The following is a 16,608-nucleotide window of genomic DNA, read 5'->3' on the forward strand; positions in this document are numbered from 1 at the left end:
TCCTTTGTCAGAAAAAGAGTTACATCGGCATTTGGAGCACATACTCTTTGCCAGCCGGAACGGTCAGTTTATACCCTCTGATCCAGGGGTTGTAGAGGCGCAGGGTTTTGTAGTTTATGCCTTGTTCCAGTGCAAATGCAGGCAGGTCAGGTATAGTTTCGCTCACGGCTAGCGGTTTGGTCGGCAGTGGCTTATAGCCATGTCCCTCCGCCAGGTCGAAGCCGTACTTTTGCGGGTTGCCCAGTATTTCTTTCAGGGCAAGGATGCGGAACATGTAGCGGGACGTCTCGTCGTTCAGATATAGGTCGTAGTAGTCTGTTACGCCTTGCTGTTTCATGGCGCGCTCTATACCTGCCATGCCGCGGTTGTAGGAGGCGGCGGCATTAGTCCAGTTACCGAACTTGGCTTTGGCGGTTTTGAGGTAGCGGCAGGCAGCCAGCGTAGACTTCTGGATGTGGTAGCGCTCATCCACCTCGTTGTTCACCACCATGCCATAGCCCCGGGCTGTATCGGGCATGAGTTGCCAGAAGCCGGACGCGCCAGCCGGGGAGGTAACGTGACTCAGCAAGCTCTCTGCCAGGGCCAGGTATACAAAGTCCTCCGGTACATCGTTCTCCTGCAGCATCTGCTTGATCTCGGGTACGTAACGCTGCATGCGCTTGAGGGCCAGTAAGGTACTGGTATGCAGGTATGAGTTGGCAAGCAGTTCGCGGTCGAGGCGCTCGGCTACGTCGGGCACATGCAGGGGCACCGGTTCTCCTGCAAAGGTAATGGCATCTGGAAGGGCAGGAGAGGTGAAAATCTGCCTGTTAGTTTCAAAGGCACGGTCGTTGCGCTCGTTCGGCGTGGCGCTCAGTTTCAGGCTGTTTTCGCCAGTGAACTGTAAGATCAGCAGGGGGGCGACCAATACCCATCCGTATTTAATAAATTGCTGTTTCATAGTGTGCTCCTTTCTTATACCTATCTCTATAACCCGAAAACCAAAGGTGAATTGTGTATCAAGGTAAGGAAAAATACAACAGCATGCTAACCCAAATATTCGATTCTTATGATGAAATCAGGCGTTTGTCAGGAGTGCCCAGGTAAAAAATATGTGGCAGGGGCAAGCTAGACGAGATTTACAGCGATAAACACCTGCTTTGAGAAGGTACATTCTGAAGTTTAAAACATATAGGTTTTACAATATTAAGAAAGCCTCCAGACATCGTTACAAAGCTCCCTACTTTTTGAGCAAAAAGTGGAGCGCCTGTGGCATGCGTTTGGCCCAGGCCGCTTCGTTGTGCTGTGCTTTTTCGTCGCGTACCCAGTGGTAGTCTTTTCCTTCCCGGTAGCCTTTCTGTTGTAAGGCTTGCAACATCTCGACTATACCTGGCTGCAGGCGCGCCTCCAGCTCGATGCCGCCGTTATCGATGTAAAATTTCAACTTCTTCTTTTTGCCGCTATAAGCCTGCACTTCTTTTACATAATCGATGTGCATGATCTTAAAGGCGGGCGACATACAAATGGCCTTACTAAAAACCTTCGGGTATTCCCAGGCCAGCATAAAGGCCATGATGCCACCAGCCGAGGAGCCACCCGTGAGTGTATATTTGGAGCCGGATTTTGTGCGGTAGTTCTGGTCGATGAGCGGTTTTACGGTGTTCACCACAAAATCCATGTAAGCGCTGCCTTTGGCTCCGGGCACATATTCCTCCATACGGTCAGGTGTGTTGTAGATTCCCACAATTATAACGGGCTCAATCTGATTCGACCGGATCAGGCTGTCGGCTGTTTCGTCAAGCCGCCAGTCTACACCGAAAGAGCTGGTGGCGGGATCGAACACATTCTGGCCGTCGTGCATGTAAAGTACCGGGTAGTGCTTGTTGCCTTTTTCGTAGCCAGGCGGCAACCACACAACCAGGTCACGGGGTTTCAGGCCGTCAGCTGAGAGGTTGTGGTGGTATATGACTTTGCCGGTAATAACGCCGCTTATTTTTCGGTCTCTGCTTTTGAGCCAGTTTCTCAGTTCATGCTGCACGATGGTATCTGCTTTCAATTGCAGATGGAAGTTGGGGAGCGGCTTGCCCGCTGTGTCGGTCGCCTCGGTATCCCAGGAACCAAGCGTGAATTTGTAGGCAACCGACGGATCCTTCAGGTATAGCGTCTTTTCCCATACCTGTTCGCCAACAAGCTGCAACTTTACCTGGTTTGGTTGCCAGTTTCCGAGTGCCGCTGTGCCACCACTCAGGTATACCTGCTGCGTAACTGGCAGGGTAGGAGCATGTACCCGGAAGGTGACACGCATGCTATCCGGCTGTGGCTGCCCTTGGGCTTTAAGGCAAAAACTGAGGGTTAAAAGTAAAAGCAACAGAAAAGGTCTCATGGCCAGGCGTCGGGTGGTTGTGCTGACAAAGATAGGAGAAAAGTCAGAGGCAGCGCACATCGAGCGTGAGCGGCACTTCGGGGTCGAGTTGCTGTGTGCTGACGATATAATGGCTGAAGGCATTGAGCGCGCTCTTCTGCAGGGCATGGTAGATGGCATCGTTGGGCTGGCAGCAGATCTGCATGTAGTTGATGCCCTGTTTGTAAAGCTGCAGCGATACATCAGGCAAGGTATGGATGTTCTCCAGGGTGAGGTTAAAGATGGTCGTTGTCTTTAGAGTGGAACCGACCAGAGGCACATACTTGTTCGTGCGCACAAAGCGGTTCCCAAGCCACAGACCGCCGCTCAACACCGGGTTCACGGACTTCACCTTGAGTTGGTATACCTGGTGTGTGTGCCATAAGCCAATTCCGTTTTCCGTCACTTCGTAGTACTGGCTCAATTTGTCGGCATCCGAAAACAGCGAAACACCGAAAGCGGGCGCTCCCAGGGCAGTGTCCTCTACGCGCATGACCCTTGCCGTCGGGAAGGTCAGGTATAGAAATTCGTAGAGAAAGGTGTTGCGGTAAGATTTAGAGATCAGGTGCAGCATGGTGAGGTTACCCGCCCGCAGTGTCGTGAATTGGCTCATCAGTCCTTTGGGCTCAAAAAAACGTTTCCGCAAGCAAGTTGCCAGCTCGCGCCCGATGCCTCTGTTTCGCATGCTTGGGTCGACAATCACATCAAAACCGAAGCCCGTCGCTTGCAATTCGCCGTTAATGCGCACAGGAGCCGCAGCCGCTGTTACCCCGGCCAGCACTTTATTATTTGGGTCAACGGCGACAAAAGCAGTGTGGTCCTCAAATAACTCTGCCCGGCTCAGAAATCGGGATCGAACGGTTTCTAATTTCACCATGAAACCCTGCGACGACAGGCGCTCGATTTGCAGGAGCTCCTGTTCATGTTCAGGCAGGTAGGGCACAATTTTAAACCCTTTGTTTTTCTTCGCAATCATGGTGATTTGTAGCTGCCTTTAATCGCTTAGCGAGCCGATGCGGGTGGGGCAAGTGAGTTAAATGGGAGTGTTTTGCTTATTACTAAATACGAAATAAATTATGAATAAGTAAATATTTTTTTTGATTATATTAATTCATGTTGATTGGTGTCTTATGTATACCTTTTCTGAATGAATGGTTGAACTTCCATGTATTCCTGCGTTACACTCTCTGAATACTGTAGCGGCCGGGACAGTCGGACAGAAAAAAAGCCCTTCAGGGTAGAAGGGCTTTTTCCTGACACTGATTAAAGTAGCAAATTAGGGTACAGCGGTTGCAATCAGTCCCTGAATCACCTGCAGCAGCCCAGAAGGGTATACACCGATGTACACCAGCAACAGGGCCAGCACTGTCAGGGTGCCTACGCTGGCCACGTATATGGAAGGCCGTAGTTTGCCGCGCGGGTCTGCCTCAACTTCCGCCTCTGGCTGCTGGAACATGACAGCTACGATGCGGATGTAATAGAACAGACCGATAACACTGTTCAGCGCCAGCATCACTACCAGCAGCCACATCTGTGTGTTCACGCCCGCGGCCAGTATATAGAACTTGCCCACAAAGCCTGCTGTGAGTGGTATACCTGCCAGCGAGAGCAGCATGGCTGTGAATACCGCCGCCGTCCAGGGCCGGCGCCAGAGCAGGGCACGGTAGTCCTCGAGTTGCTCTGCATCGCGCTCCTTATCTGAGAGCATGGCTACGACGCCGAAGGCCCCGACGGTGGTGATGAAGTAAGCCACGAGGTAAAAGGTCACTGCCTCTACACCCATCTGGTTGCCCGCCAGAAAAGCCACCAGCAGATAGCCCAGGTGCGCGATGGAGGAGTAGGCGAGGATACGTTTGACGTTACGCTGCAGCAGGGCCAGCAGGTTACCCGCCAACATGGAGGCAATCGCCACGATGGTAAAAATTAACACAAGGGTCGGGTAGCGGAAACCGTCGACTTCCATGAAGAACCGAATCAGCACGCCCAGCACCCCGCCTTTGGAAACCGTGGCAATAAAAGCCGTCACCGGGGCAGGCGCTCCTTCATACACATCCGGTGCCCACATATGGAAAGGAACCACACTCAACTTGAATCCTATACCTACAAACATCATCCCGAAGCCGGTCAGGAGCAACAGCGGCTGTTCGGTGAAATTGGCGATGGCTGCGGCTATACCTGCAAACTCCATGGTACCGGTGCTGGCGTATACCAGCGCCATCCCGAAGAGCAGGAAAGCCGAGGAGAAAGCTGCCAGGATCAGGTATTTGATGCCTGCCTCGTCGGAGCGCTCGCGGGTGCGTAAGTAGGCAATAAGGGCATAAAGCGAAACGCTCAGGATTTCCAAACCTAAGAAAAGCGAAGCAAAATGGGTGCTGATGACCAGCACACATGCCCCAATGGTCGCGAGCAGGAGCAGGAGGTAATACTCTTCCTTGCGCTCCTCCCTTTGCTCAAAATAAGCATAGGACAGCATGCTGATGAGCAGGGCCGTGAGTAGGATCATGCCGATGTAGAAGACGCCGAATCCATCCACCACCAACAGCGGCTCAATGGTATAGCGGCCCACATCGCGCAGTTCAAACAAAGAGGCAAAAGCCGCCAGAAAAGAAACGGCCGTGATCACGTACATGATCTTGTGGTTGCGCCCCACGGCAATCACCAGCATGGCCACCAGCACCGCGAAGGTGAGGATGAGCAGCGGCATGAGGTGTTGGAAATCAGTCAGGGTCATGGCTTGTCAATTTGAAGATTTAAAAATTTGGAGATGTGAAGATGGCTTCGCTTCTTCCAGTTTTGCTGTAATTTCTTCGGCTTTGCTCTTTTCTGCACGCGCCATGTTTTTCAGTTTTATAGGGTTTTCCTCTTGCTTTACAGGAGGTTCAGTATAAGCCTGTAGTTGTTCCTGTATGCTAGGTCGGGCGGTGTCGAGCACCGGCTGTGGGTAGAGGCCCAGCCAGAGAATCATGGCAACCATCGGTATGGCAATGAGCATTTCGCGGGCATTCAAGTCAGGGAGCGGTTGCTCTAGCTTATACTCTTCAAAGAAAATTTTCTGCATGATGCGGAGCGAGTAGATGGTGGCCATCACTAAGCCGATGGTGGCGAAAACTGTAAGCCAGTTGTTCGCCTGCCACGAGCCAACCAGCGTCAGGAATTCGGCGATGAAGTTGCCGAGTCCGGGGAGGCCGAGGGAGGCCATGACGAAGATGAGCGCGATCACACCCATTTTGGGAGCCGTGGACCAGAAACCGCCCATCTGCCGGATGTCGCGGGTATGGAGGCGTTTGTAGAGGAAGCCGGCGATAATGAAGAGGGCTCCCGTGCTCAGCCCGTGCGTGATCATCTGCATGACCACGCCCTGTAGTGCCCACTCGTTAAAGGCGAACACCCCCAGTATCACAAAACCCATATGGCTCACGCTGGTATAGGCCACCAATCGCTTCAGGTCAGTTTGGGAGAAAGCCAGGATGGCGCCGTAGATGATGCCCACCACACCCAGCAACATGGCCCAAGGCGCAAACTCCACGGTGGCTGTCGGGAAGAGCGGCAACACGAAACGGAGCAATCCGTAGGCCCCGGTTTTGAGCAACAGGCCCGCCAGAATCACACTGCCTGCCGTGGGCGCTTCGGAGTGCGCATCGGGGAGCCAGGAGTGGAACGGCACCACGGGCAATTTGACTAAGAAGGCCGCCAAAAAGCCGAACATCAGCAGGCGTGCCGCCTCGGGGGTAAGTGTGGTGTTCAGCAACTCGAAATAGCTAAAGGTATAGATACCGGTTTGGTTACCGTGGATGAAGTATAGCCCGAGAATGGCCAGCAGCATGAGCAGTCCCGAAGCCTGCGTGAAGATAAAGAATTTGTAGGCGGCGTAGCGACGGTTCTCGTGTCCCCAAATGCCGATGAGGAAGTACATCGGGATGAGCATGACTTCCCAGAAAAAGTAGAACAGGAAGAGGTCCATGGTGAGGAACACACCTGTTATACCTGCCAGCACCCATAGGAGATTGAAGTGGAAGAAGCCAACTTTGTTCTGAATCTCCCGCCAAGAAATAAGTACCGCCAGGAAACCCAGGAAAAAGGTAAGCAGCAGCATGAGCAGACTCAGTCCGTCGAGCGACAAACTAAAACTTATACCCCACTGCGGAATCCAAGGCTGGTCAAAATGAACCAGCCACGCCGCACCCATCATTGGCTGCGGATTGCTGAGCCACAGGTATAGCGTCAACCCGAAAACAGCGCCCACAGAGCCTAGCGCCACCCAGCGGGGCAGGGTGCGGTTTACTTTTCCGGAAATCCAGGCCAGCACGCCGCCAGCCATCAGTATTGCAATCAGCCAGACCAGTATCATAGCAGTAGACTTATGGTTAGAATCATAATCGCGCCGACCACAATGCCCGCCACGTAATTGCGCATGATGCCAGTTTGGGTGCGGGCAAAAAGCTGGTGCAGCCCTTGTGTGGCGTTGGCAATGAAGGTATAAATGGAGTCAATGAAATCGCTTTTATTCACTTTCGACAGGTATACATAAGGCCGCACAAAAAGCGCGTCGTAGAGTTGGTCGAAGCCCCAGCCGGATTGCCAGAAGCGGTGAACGGCCATGGCAAATTCAGAACGGTGAATGCTCTCGATGAGCTCCGGTTTTTTGTAGTAGAAAAGGTAGGCAATGAAGATACCGCCCAGTGATATCACAGCCGCTAATAACTGCAACATCCATTCATACTGACTAAAGTCCGGCACTACACTCACAGCCGGCAGCACGGGTCCGAGGAAGTCGGAGAACAGCACCACATGGCCGAAGTTGTGCGGCAACTCGATGAAACCGCCCGCAAAAGACAGCACCGCCAGAATAATCAGGGGAATCGTTATCGCTAAAGTCGGTTTATGCCCGACGTGTGTTCTTTCTTCACCATAAAAGGTGAGGAACACCATCCGGAACGTATAGATGGAGGTGATGAAAGCGCCCAGCAAACCCGCCAGGTATAGCCAGATGTTTCCGTTCTCCCCAGCCAACTGTAACCACAGAATCTGGTCCTTGCTGTAGAAACCCGCCGACACCAGCGGAAAGGCCGCTAGTGAGGCCGCACCGATCAGAAAGGTATAGAACACGACAGGCAGCTTTTTACTCAGACCGCCCATTTTGCGCATGTCCTGTTCGTGGTGCAAGGCCAGAATAATGGCCCCCGCGCAAAGGAAAAGCAATGCCTTAAAGAAGCCATGAATCATAAAGTGGAACACACCCGCCGACCAGGCTCCAACTCCCAAAGCCAGGAACATATAACCCACCTGGCTGATAGTGGAGTAGGCGAGTACCCGTTTGATATCGTACTGCGTGAGCGCCGCAAAACCCGCAATTAAAAGTGTTACAGCGCCAATCACCGCCACCGCCATCATCGCCACCGGCGACAGCTCAAAAATGACGTGCATGCGGGCCACCAGGTATACGCCAGCCGTCACCATGGTGGCGGCGTGTATGAGCGCACTTACGGGCGTCGGACCCGCCATGGCGTCGGGCAACCACGTCTGCAGCGGCAATTGACCCGACTTGCCCACCGCGCCTCCTAGCAGGAGCAGTGCAATGATCATGGCCGTCTCGTTTCCGACACTCCATACCTGCGCCGCCTCCGTGGAAATGCTCTGAATGTGCAGCGTACCGAAATGCTGGAAGAGCATGAACAAACCGATGGCCATGGCCGTGTCGCCCACGCGGGTGATGATAAAGGCCTTCCGGGCGGCATAGCCGTTGGCGGGTTCCTTGTACCAGAAACCGATGAGCAGGTAGGAGCAGAGGCCCACGCCTTCCCAACCAAGGTATAGCAACAGCAGATTATCCGCCATCACGAGCACAAGCATGGAGCCCACGAAGAGGTTCATGCAGGCGAAGAAACGGGCGTAGTCTGTGTCCTCGGCCATGTACTCGGTGGAGTAGATGTGAATCAGAAAACCCACAAAGGTGATGACGAATATGAAGACCATCGAGAGGGCGTCGAGGTGGAACGCGATGGACGGACTGAAGCCTGCCACATCAAACCACTGCCATAGTTCCTGCCTGATAAATGACGGCCGCGATGTAAGATAGTCTATACCCAACACCAGCGTGATGGCCGCTGAAATGCCGACGCTGCCGACCCCAATGGCCGTGACCAGCGCGCGCGAAATGCGGTTGCCGAAGAGCACCAGCAGGAGGGCGCCGGCAAAGGGCAGGGCGGGGATTAACCAGAGTAATTCTCCCATAGCGTTATCCTTTCATAAAGTTAGCCGCGTCGCTGTTGAGCGTCTTCAGCTGGTGATAAATCTGCAGTATCAGCGCCAGACCAACCGACACCTCGGCTGCGGCCATCGTCAGGATGAAAATGAACATGATTTGTCCGTCCGGCTGTGCCCAGTGGCTGCCTGCCACGATAAAGGCCAGCCCGGCGGCATTGAGCATGATCTCCACCGAAATGAGCATGAAAATGATGTTGCGGCGAATCATCACGCTGATGAGCCCGAGCATGAACAGCACGCCCGCCAGCAGCAAACCGGTTTCTATTGGGATTGACGTCATATAGCAGCGCTCCTTTCTTTCTGCGGTTCCTTCTCCTGCAGGAAGCGGTGAATGACTTTCTTCTTTTGCCGCCCCAAATGGTAAGCGCCCACTATACCTGCCATCAGGAGGATACCTGCCAACTGCACCCCTAAAATATAAGGTCCATACAGTGTTAAGCCCACGGCTTTGGCGTCGACGTAACTGGCTGCGGCAGGTGCGGCGGGCATTTCGGCGATCACCAACAGGTATACCAGTTCAGCTAACAGCACAAACGAGAGTAGGGCAGGACCGACCCAGAGTTTGGGCTGGAGCCAGGCTTTTTCCTGTTCCACATCTTCGCGGGTGAGGCTCAACATCATAATCACGAAGATGATGAGCACCACGATGGCCCCGGCATACACGATGACTTCGAGAGCGGCCATAAAGGGCGCTCCCATAGTCAGGAACACCACCGCGACGGCCAGAAAAGACACCACGAGGTAGAGCAGGGCATGGATCATGTTGTAGCGTGTGATGACCATGATGGTGGCCAGCACGGCGACGGCTGCGGCTATATAAAATGCGATTTCCATAGGCTAGGGGATTAAGCTTTTGATGTCTACCGGAGGTGCTTCGTTTTCGGCTTCGCCCTTGCCTTTTCCGCCTATGGCCAGGCCCGCTACCTTGTAGTAGTTGTAGCCATGGTATTTGCCCTGCCCGTTGATGAGGAGGTCCTCTTTCTCGTAGACAAGGTTCTGGCGGTTGTATTCGCCCATCTCAAAATCAGGTATGAGCTGGATGGCGTAAGTCGGGCAAGCGTCTTCGCAGAAGCCGCAGAAAATGCAGCGCGAAAAGTTGATGCGGAAGAACTCTGGATAGCGGCGGCCCGTCGGGTCCTCGGTGGCCTGCAGCGAGATGCAGTCCACGGGGCAGGCGGCGGCGCATAGGTTGCAGGCCACGCAGCGCTCACCCCCGTCAGGGTCGCGTGACAACACAATGCGGCCCCGCCAGCGCGTCGGAAGAATGGCCTTTTGCTCCGGATACTGAATGGTTTCCCGCTTGTGAAACGCATGCAGAAACGTAAGCCACATACTGCGCAATAAACTAAACATAAGTGCTCCTTTCGTTTATTTTGTCTGTTCCAACTGTCCCTTGTAGGTATAGTCGATGTAATCTCCACAACTATCCCCTTGAGGGGATTATAGGGGTGTTCACCATGCACGATTGTCATCCCCCTGCCCCCAAGGGGGACTTTTTTCTAGTATTTGCTCTCGCTCGCGTCCCGCGGGTGTGTGCTATTGGGCGGACTCTGGCCGCTTTAGTTTGTACTCGACAGCACAAGTGGCGGGACGCCACTGGATAGCTCACACTCGCCAGAGGCGAGCGAGGGCGTGAGATGTAAGCTCTTGGTAAAAGACTTCCTAACTGGCTTTACACCCCTATGGTCCCCTCAAGGGGACAGTTTCGTGTTAGCCAATCTTTAACTCTCAAATTCCTAAACTCCTAAACTCCTTCAAACCCATCATTCATCCACAACAACACCCCCGCCGTCACCACCAGATTCAGCAAGGTCAGCGGCAGCAGATACTTCCAGCCATACTCCATCAACTGGTCATATCTTGGTCTAGGCATAGAGGCACGCAACAGGATAAAGACCATCAGGAAGAATCCAGTCTTCAGGATGAACCACACAATAGGTGGCAGGAAATCCGGGCCTAGCCAGCCGCCGAAGAACAGGACCACCATCATGCAGGAGATGAGCGTGATACCCATGTACTCACCGATGAAGAACATGCCGAATTTCATACCGGAATACTCGGAGTGGAAACCGGCAATCAGTTCACTTTCCGCTTCGGGAATGTCGAAAGGCAGGCGGTGTGTTTCGGCTATACCTGCAATGAAGAAGATGACGAAGCCGATGATCTGAGGCACCACGAACCACATGCCCCGCTGCGCTTCCACAATGGTACTCAAGTTGAAAGAGCCGGCCATCAGCACCACGCCCATCAGCGATAGACCCATGAACACTTCGTAGGAAATCATCTGAGCCGCACCACGCATGGCACCCAGCAAACTGTACTTGTTGTTGGATGCCCATCCACCGAGTATAATGCTGTAGGCCCCCATCGACGACATCGCCAGAAAGAAGAGCAAACCGACGTTCAGGTCTGCCACGACAATACCCGGCGCGAAGGGAATCACGACGAAGGACATCAGCACTGTGACGACCACGATTGCCGGGGCCAGAATGAAGACGGGTTTGTCGGCGAAAGGCGGAATCCAGTCCTGTTTGAAGAACAGTTTGATGGAATCTGCGGCCACAATCAGCAAGCCGAAGGGCCCTGCGCGGTTGGGTCCGTAGCGGTCCTGCAACAAAGCCAGACCGCGTCGCTCTACCCAGATAAGCAGGGCCGCCACATTGAGCATGACGAACAATACGCCGCCGATGATTAGTAAGTAGTTTGGGGTTGCTGTTTCCATTTAAGTTCTCGGTTAAGTATGGCCCAGGCAGGCAATTCAGCATAAGGTATACCCGGCAGTCCGGCAGGTAGACCCGCCGTGCCGCTGCGTAGTAACGGACTTATTTTCACGGGCACCTGGTAGACTTGTCCTTCGATGGTAAAGCTTAGATTCTCGCCCACCTGTAGTTTCATCAGGATGGCGTCTTCTTCGTTGAGCAACACATAAGGCTCCGGCGCCCGCTCCACAATGGGCGGGGAGTACATGCTGAGCTCTTCGGAACCGAAAATGTGGTGGAGTGGCAGCATGTACAGGTGGCCTTCCAGCGGCTGGAATTTCTGCGGCACCGTCTGGGTAAAAGGCTTGGTGTGGCTCGTGTCCGGCTTGATTAAGCGCAGACCCGGGTCGCCGCCTTTGAGGTGTCCGCCCACTTCCTGTTGGTACTTGTTGGTGGCTTGCGCCGAGTTCCATCCCGGTGCCCAGAAAAAAGGAATGATAGAGGATGGTGGCTGTCCGCGGTAGCCTTCCATGGTGTAGGAAAGCGGTGCGTCGGGGTCTACCGGCGGCTTGGGCTCGTTCACGTTAATGTTGGCCAGCATAGCAGTGCGGCCGCTGAAACGGTGAGGCGCCCGTGGTATCTTCTGTCCGGCAATGCGGAAATCGGTGCCCGGCGCGACGGCTTCTATACCTTTCAACTCCGGCTGTTCTTTCACCATGGCCTGCAGGATGTCGTCGAAGCCGTGCCAGTGACTGATCCGGTCGTGGGCCAGCAAAGTGCCCAGCTCCCCGAGCCAGCGCCAGCTTTCCTGCAGGTCTTCGGAAGTCGGGTATACCTGGAAGAAACGCTGTGCCCGGCCTTCGTTGTTTATCAGCGTGCCGTCAGCTTCGGCAAAGGTGCCGGCTGCGAGTAAGATGTCGGCTTCTTCAGTGGTGGCGTTATGCAGATGGTCGAGCACGATGACGTTCTTGGCGGTCTTCAGGAAGTTGGTTACCATACCGGCATTGGCCCGCCGGTAGAGGTCGTTTTCGAGGATAATGACCGTGTCGGCATAGCCGTTTAGAATCGCTTCGAAAGCTGACTCCAGTCTATGGCCGCCAAGCTTGGCGAGGCCCATGCTGTTGCACTCGGGCAGGGTGAGTACAATGCCCGCTTCTCTTTCTTTGGCTACCAGTGCATTGGCAATGTTGGCCGTGGCCATCAGTACCCGTTCACTGCCGCAGTGCGTACCGGAAATTACCAGTGGCTTTTTCGCTGCCATCAGGGTGTCGGCAATCTGCTGTGCCAGCTGCAGTTCGTCTTCGTTGAGCCCTTGTACTTCCGGGAAATCGGCATGAATGAAGTGGGCCACGGCAAAGCCTAACCGTGCGATGGCGTCCGGGGAATCGTTATAGGTATAGGTGGCAATTTCGTCGAGCTTGGTGTCGTGGATGGTGGCGATGAAGAGCGGGCCTTTTTCGTCCTGCATCAGCTCCCGCACAGCCGCGTCCTGCCAGACTGGTATGTTGGCTTTGGAGATATGCTCGAGGGCAGGTTGCTTGCGCACCGATTGACGTACGGCCAGCGCCAGCATGGGGGCGGTGTTGATCAGATCTTCACCGAGTATGAATACGGCGTCCGCTTGTTCCACTTCCCGAAGCGATGGGGTGCGGGCGGCACCTTCTTTCAGGATTTTCAGCGCCAGACATACCAGGTCGTGATCCGTATCAGATACGCCGTGGTGGAAGTTGTCGTCACCGACCAAGGTCTTGAGCATGAAGTTCGATTCCAGCGAAGCCCGCGGCGAACCAATGCCTATCACGCTGCCTGTCCGGAAAGCCGCAGCGGCAGCCTGCAGGGCGGTATACTTGTCGGTGGCTTCGGGCAGTTGCGCCCGCACGAGCGGCTTGCGTATGCGGCCGACGTGGTTGACGTGCTCGTAGCCGAAACGGCCGCGGTCGCAGAGGAAGTAGCCGTTCACTTCGCCGTTATACCGGTTGGTGATGTTGCGCAAGGTGCCGTAGCGTTCACCTGCCGAAATATTGCAACCGAGGCTGCAGTGGTGGCAAACCGACGGGGCCATGGTGAGGTCCCATTTGCGGGTATAATGTTGTTTCAGCGTCTTGTCGGTGAACACGCCAGTGGGGCAGACTTCTACCAGATTGCCGCTGAACTCGCTCTCCAGTACACCGTCTTCGTGGCGACCAAAATACAGGTGGTTATGCGCGGCGAACACGTCGAGGTCCTTGCCGCCTGCATAGTCTTTATAGTAGCGCACACAGCGGTAGCACTGTATGCAGCGGTTCATTTCGTGGTTGATGAACGGACCGAGGTACTGGTTGATGTAGGTGCGCTTGTCGAAGCGGTAAGCCCGGTAGTTGTGGCCGGTCATCACGGTCATGTCCTGCAGGTGACAAGAGCCGCCTTCGTCGCACACGGCGCAGTCGTGCGGGTGGTTGGTCATCAACCAGCCAATGACGTGCGCCCGGAATTCTTTCGCTTCCATGTCCGCAATGGAAATGCGCATGCCGTCGCGCACCTGTTCCATACACGACATAAAGAGCTTGCCCTTGGTATCGTTTTCGTCCTTGTATACCTTCACGGCGCACTGGCGACAAGCGCCTATGGAGCCCATGGCCGGGTGCCAGCAAAAGTAGGGGAGGTCCTTGCCGAGGGTGAGGCAGGCTTCCAAGAGGTTCTTGCCGGTGGGTACTTCGTAGGGTTTGTCGTCTATATAGATGGTTGCCATACTTTCGCTTTGCTCCAGGGACAGTGGTGTTCGTGAATGTGTCGTTCAAAATCTTCTCTGAAGTATTTCAGAGCGCTCTGCAGGGGTTCCATGGCGCCGGGTGCGAGGGCACAAAACGTGTTGCCGGGGCCAAGGTATTTGGTATGAAAATCGAGTGTGAGGAGGTGTTCGGGTTTGCCTTCGCCTTTGTCTATCGCCAGTAGAATCTTCTCCACCCAGGGCAGCCCTTCGCGGCAAGGCGTACAGAAGCCGCAGGACTCCTGCGCAAAGAAATGCTGCAGGTTGTGCACAAAACCCACCGGGCAGGTCTGGTCGTCGAGGATAATCATCGTGCCTGTACCCATGCGACTGCCGGCTGCCTGAATGGCAGTGTAGTCCATGGGCAAATCGAGGTGCTCTTCCACCAGAAAATCCGTGGAAGCGCCGCCCGGCAAGAGCCCCTTGAACAGGTAGCCGTCCTGCATCCCGCCGCCGTGCTCTTCAATCAGTTCGCGGATGGTTGTGCCCATCGGCAGTTCCCAGCAACCGGGCGTTTTCACGCGGCCGCTGATACCGTAGAGTTTGGTGCCGGCGTCTCCGGTCTTGCTCAGGCCTTTGAACCACTCGGCCCCGTTGTTGATGATGTGCGGCAGACAGCAAAGCGTCTCCACGTTGTTTACGATGGTCGGCTTGCCAAACAAACCACTCACCTGCGGAAAAGGGGGCTTGGCGCGTGGGTTCGCCCGTTTGCCTTCAAGGGCATTGAGCAAGGCCGTTTCTTCGCCGCACATATAGCGACCTACACCGGTGTGCAGGTGCATGTCCAGACTAAAGCCCGAACCCAAGATATTCTCCCCCAGATAACCCGCTGCGTAAGCTTCGTCGAGCGCCTTGATGATTTCCCGTGCCGCCACCTTGTAGGCCCAGCGCATGAAGATGTAGGAAACGCTGGCGTCGATGGCATAAGCCGCGACAATCATCCCCTCGATCAGCTGGTGCGGATTTCCTTCCAGAAGCACGCGGTCTTTGAACGTGCCGGGCTCCATCTCGTCGGCGTTGGCCACGAGGTATTTTGGCTTGGCTGCCTCGGGTCCCATCGGCACGAAGCTCCATTTCAAGCCCGTGTTGAAGCCTGCACCACCTCGACCACGCAGGTCGGAGGCCTTGACCAGATTCTGCACATCGGCAGGGGCCATCTCTTTCAGGATTTTGCGCACAGACTGGTAGCCGCCCACTTTCTCGTATTCTTTGAGTGAGAGCGGGGCGCGTCCGGGGACAATGTGTTGGGTTAGGGGCTTCTCCATGGGTGTGCCCACTTGGGTTTTAGGTATACTTTTCCAGAATCTCGTCCAGTTGGTCAACCGTCAGGTCACGGTACAAATCGTTGTCAATCATAAGGGCCGGGGCTCGGTCGCATGTACCGAGGCAACAGTTGGGCAGTATGGTAAAGCGGCCGTCTTCGGTGGTCTGGCCGTATTTGATGTTGAGTTTTTCGTAAAGGCGGTCGCGGATACTTTCGTATCCCATCACCCAGCAACTGATACTGTCGCACACTAGAATCACATGCCGCCCCACCGGTCTGCGGAAAATCAGGTTGTAAAACGTGGCCACACTGTCGAGCTCCGCCGGCGACATCCCCACATAATCCGCCACATCTTTCAGGCTCTCATCCGACACCCAGCCATGGCTTTGCTGCACGATTTTCAGCGCCTCAATGCAGGCATTCTTCGGTGAGGGCACCAGGCTGATTTCATGGTCGATTTTGTGTTTTTCTTCGGTGGTCAGCATGTTGTTAAAGGGTTAAATTGTTAATCCTCTCATATAGAAATCGCAATTAGGCTCCCTTCCCTAGTTTGAGTCCGGCGGTGAGGCCCACGTTAAATCCGCTTATCTGCACTTTCGTTTGCCTGAATTCAGAGCGATAGTTCTCTGGTTCGGGTAAACCGATGCCTAGCTGGTGCTCAGCTACAAAGGGGCCAGTCTCCGATTTTGGGGCAATGCGACCGTTTACTTTGAAAGCCATAAACCAGCTCGACTTGTCTATCAGGTGCAGGGTATAACTAGCGTTAAAACCGGCAAGCCATTTGGTCTGAGCATCTGTTGAATTGCTACTAGCATCATCCTTCACATGGTGCAGCAGAAGCGCAGGTCCGACGCTGAGATAGCCATTCCGGTTCTTCGAACCGAGCATATAATTCAGTGATGCGGACCAGATGGCACTTCTCAGCGAAATGTAGTTTCCTATGCCGATGTTATCGTAGCCATTTACCTCGATGTAGTCCACCAAACCAATTTCAAGTGATGTACCTTGCCGGCCTTTTAGCCAGTAATTACCGGTTAGATGGAGGGTCGGGATTTTACTGCTGTTCGGATGAGCTGTATTACCGCTACTAAACCATCCTCCCGATTGTGTATCGCCCAGTCCGGAAGCACGCATTTGGTCTTCCATATTGCTTTGTGGGCCCATCAGGCCAACACCCCCCGTCGCAGACAGGTATAGCCGCTTCACCTGATTATCATCAAGCTCCTGCGCTCGTAGACCAAAGGCAACCATACAG

General features: G+C 54.4%; 14 protein-coding genes. All 14 read right to left on the minus strand.

Going from position 1 to position 16,608, the window contains the following annotated elements:
* Window positions 1–19 precede the first annotated feature (19 nt).
* The gene (locus tag BD749_RS00635) at window positions 20–940 is read right to left on the minus strand and encodes a lytic transglycosylase domain-containing protein (RefSeq protein WP_101442456.1); all 921 of its coding nucleotides are present in this window, start codon (window positions 938–940) and stop codon (window positions 20–22) included.
* Between the two features lie 279 nt (window positions 941–1,219).
* Window positions 1,220–2,284 (minus strand): alpha/beta hydrolase-fold protein, encoded by a 1,065-nt coding sequence (locus BD749_RS00640; RefSeq protein WP_245868572.1) that lies wholly within the window; start codon window positions 2,282–2,284, stop codon window positions 1,220–1,222.
* Window positions 2,285–2,405: 121 nt separating this feature from the next.
* A complete protein-coding gene (locus tag BD749_RS00645) occupies window positions 2,406–3,356 on the minus strand; it encodes a GNAT family N-acetyltransferase (RefSeq protein WP_101442457.1) in 951 nt (316 codons plus the stop codon).
* A gap of 300 nt (window positions 3,357–3,656) precedes the next feature.
* Window positions 3,657–5,111 (minus strand): NADH-quinone oxidoreductase subunit N, encoded by a 1,455-nt coding sequence (locus BD749_RS00650; RefSeq protein WP_101442458.1) that lies wholly within the window; start codon window positions 5,109–5,111, stop codon window positions 3,657–3,659.
* Window positions 5,112–5,117: 6 nt separating this feature from the next.
* Complete coding sequence (nuoM, locus tag BD749_RS00655; RefSeq protein ID WP_245868575.1) at window positions 5,118–6,728, minus strand: NADH-quinone oxidoreductase subunit M; 1,611 nt, start codon at window positions 6,726–6,728, stop codon at window positions 5,118–5,120.
* On the minus strand, window positions 6,725–8,611 hold the full coding sequence (gene nuoL / locus BD749_RS00660; RefSeq protein WP_101442459.1) for an NADH-quinone oxidoreductase subunit L: 1,887 nt from the start codon (window positions 8,609–8,611) through the stop codon (window positions 6,725–6,727). The genes nuoM and nuoL overlap by 4 nt, the downstream gene beginning before the upstream one ends.
* A 4-nt stretch (window positions 8,612–8,615) precedes the next feature.
* Window positions 8,616–8,924, minus strand: coding sequence for an NADH-quinone oxidoreductase subunit NuoK (gene nuoK, locus BD749_RS00665; RefSeq protein ID WP_101442460.1), 309 nt, complete (start codon window positions 8,922–8,924; stop codon window positions 8,616–8,618).
* Window positions 8,921–9,478, minus strand: a complete 558-nt coding sequence (gene nuoJ / locus BD749_RS00670; RefSeq protein WP_101442461.1) for an NADH-quinone oxidoreductase subunit J — start codon at window positions 9,476–9,478, stop codon at window positions 8,921–8,923. Before nuoJ ends, nuoK begins: the two co-directional genes overlap by 4 nt.
* A 3-nt stretch (window positions 9,479–9,481) precedes the next feature.
* Window positions 9,482–9,997: an NADH-quinone oxidoreductase subunit NuoI gene (gene nuoI / locus BD749_RS00675; protein WP_101442462.1), complete on the minus strand. Its 516-nt coding sequence runs from the start codon at window positions 9,995–9,997 to the stop codon at window positions 9,482–9,484.
* Window positions 9,998–10,388: 391 nt separating this feature from the next.
* Entirely contained in the window at window positions 10,389–11,366 is a 978-nt protein-coding gene (gene nuoH, locus BD749_RS00680; protein WP_101442463.1) for an NADH-quinone oxidoreductase subunit NuoH, read from the minus strand.
* Window positions 11,336–14,071 (minus strand): NADH-quinone oxidoreductase subunit NuoG, encoded by a 2,736-nt coding sequence (gene nuoG, locus BD749_RS00685; RefSeq protein ID WP_101442464.1) that lies wholly within the window; start codon window positions 14,069–14,071, stop codon window positions 11,336–11,338. The genes nuoH and nuoG overlap by 31 nt, the downstream gene beginning before the upstream one ends.
* Window positions 14,053–15,354, minus strand: coding sequence for an NADH-quinone oxidoreductase subunit NuoF (gene nuoF, locus BD749_RS00690; RefSeq protein ID WP_101442465.1), 1,302 nt, complete (start codon window positions 15,352–15,354; stop codon window positions 14,053–14,055). The genes nuoG and nuoF overlap by 19 nt, the downstream gene beginning before the upstream one ends.
* Window positions 15,355–15,373: 19 nt before the next feature.
* Complete coding sequence (gene nuoE, locus BD749_RS00695) at window positions 15,374–15,838, minus strand: NADH-quinone oxidoreductase subunit NuoE (RefSeq protein WP_101442466.1); 465 nt, start codon at window positions 15,836–15,838, stop codon at window positions 15,374–15,376.
* Between the two features lie 46 nt (window positions 15,839–15,884).
* The gene (locus BD749_RS00700; RefSeq protein ID WP_143741204.1) at window positions 15,885–16,604 is read right to left on the minus strand and encodes a hypothetical protein; all 720 of its coding nucleotides are present in this window, start codon (window positions 16,602–16,604) and stop codon (window positions 15,885–15,887) included.
* Window positions 16,605–16,608: the final 4 nt, after the last annotated feature.

The organism is Pontibacter ramchanderi (assembly GCF_002846395.1).
Taxonomy (GTDB): domain Bacteria; phylum Bacteroidota; class Bacteroidia; order Cytophagales; family Hymenobacteraceae; genus Pontibacter; species Pontibacter ramchanderi.

Coding starts and splice junctions, on each gene's coding strand:
- nuoJ (WP_101442461.1), bottom strand. CDS start 9,478: ATGGAAATCGCATTTTATATAGCCGCAGCCGTCGCCGTGCTGGCCACC.
- nuoE (WP_101442466.1), bottom strand. CDS start 15,838: ATGCTGACCACCGAAGAAAAACACAAAATCGACCATGAAATCAGCCTG.
- nuoF (WP_101442465.1), bottom strand. CDS start 15,354: ATGGAGAAGCCCCTAACCCAACACATTGTCCCCGGACGCGCCCCGCTC.
- nuoK (WP_101442460.1), bottom strand. CDS start 8,924: ATGACGTCAATCCCAATAGAAACCGGTTTGCTGCTGGCGGGCGTGCTG.
- nuoL (WP_101442459.1), bottom strand. CDS start 8,611: ATGGGAGAATTACTCTGGTTAATCCCCGCCCTGCCCTTTGCCGGCGCC.
- nuoM (WP_245868575.1), bottom strand. CDS start 6,728: ATGATACTGGTCTGGCTGATTGCAATACTGATGGCTGGCGGCGTGCTG.
- BD749_RS00650 (WP_101442458.1), bottom strand. CDS start 5,111: ATGACCCTGACTGATTTCCAACACCTCATGCCGCTGCTCATCCTCACC.
- BD749_RS00635 (WP_101442456.1), bottom strand. CDS start 940: ATGAAACAGCAATTTATTAAATACGGATGGGTATTGGTCGCCCCCCTG.
- nuoG (WP_101442464.1), bottom strand. CDS start 14,071: ATGGCAACCATCTATATAGACGACAAACCCTACGAAGTACCCACCGGC.
- nuoI (WP_101442462.1), bottom strand. CDS start 9,997: ATGTTTAGTTTATTGCGCAGTATGTGGCTTACGTTTCTGCATGCGTTT.
- BD749_RS00700 (WP_143741204.1), bottom strand. CDS start 16,604: ATGGTTGCCTTTGGTCTACGAGCGCAGGAGCTTGATGATAATCAGGTG.
- BD749_RS00640 (WP_245868572.1), bottom strand. CDS start 2,284: ATGCGTGTCACCTTCCGGGTACATGCTCCTACCCTGCCAGTTACGCAG.
- nuoH (WP_101442463.1), bottom strand. CDS start 11,366: ATGGAAACAGCAACCCCAAACTACTTACTAATCATCGGCGGCGTATTG.
- BD749_RS00645 (WP_101442457.1), bottom strand. CDS start 3,356: ATGATTGCGAAGAAAAACAAAGGGTTTAAAATTGTGCCCTACCTGCCT.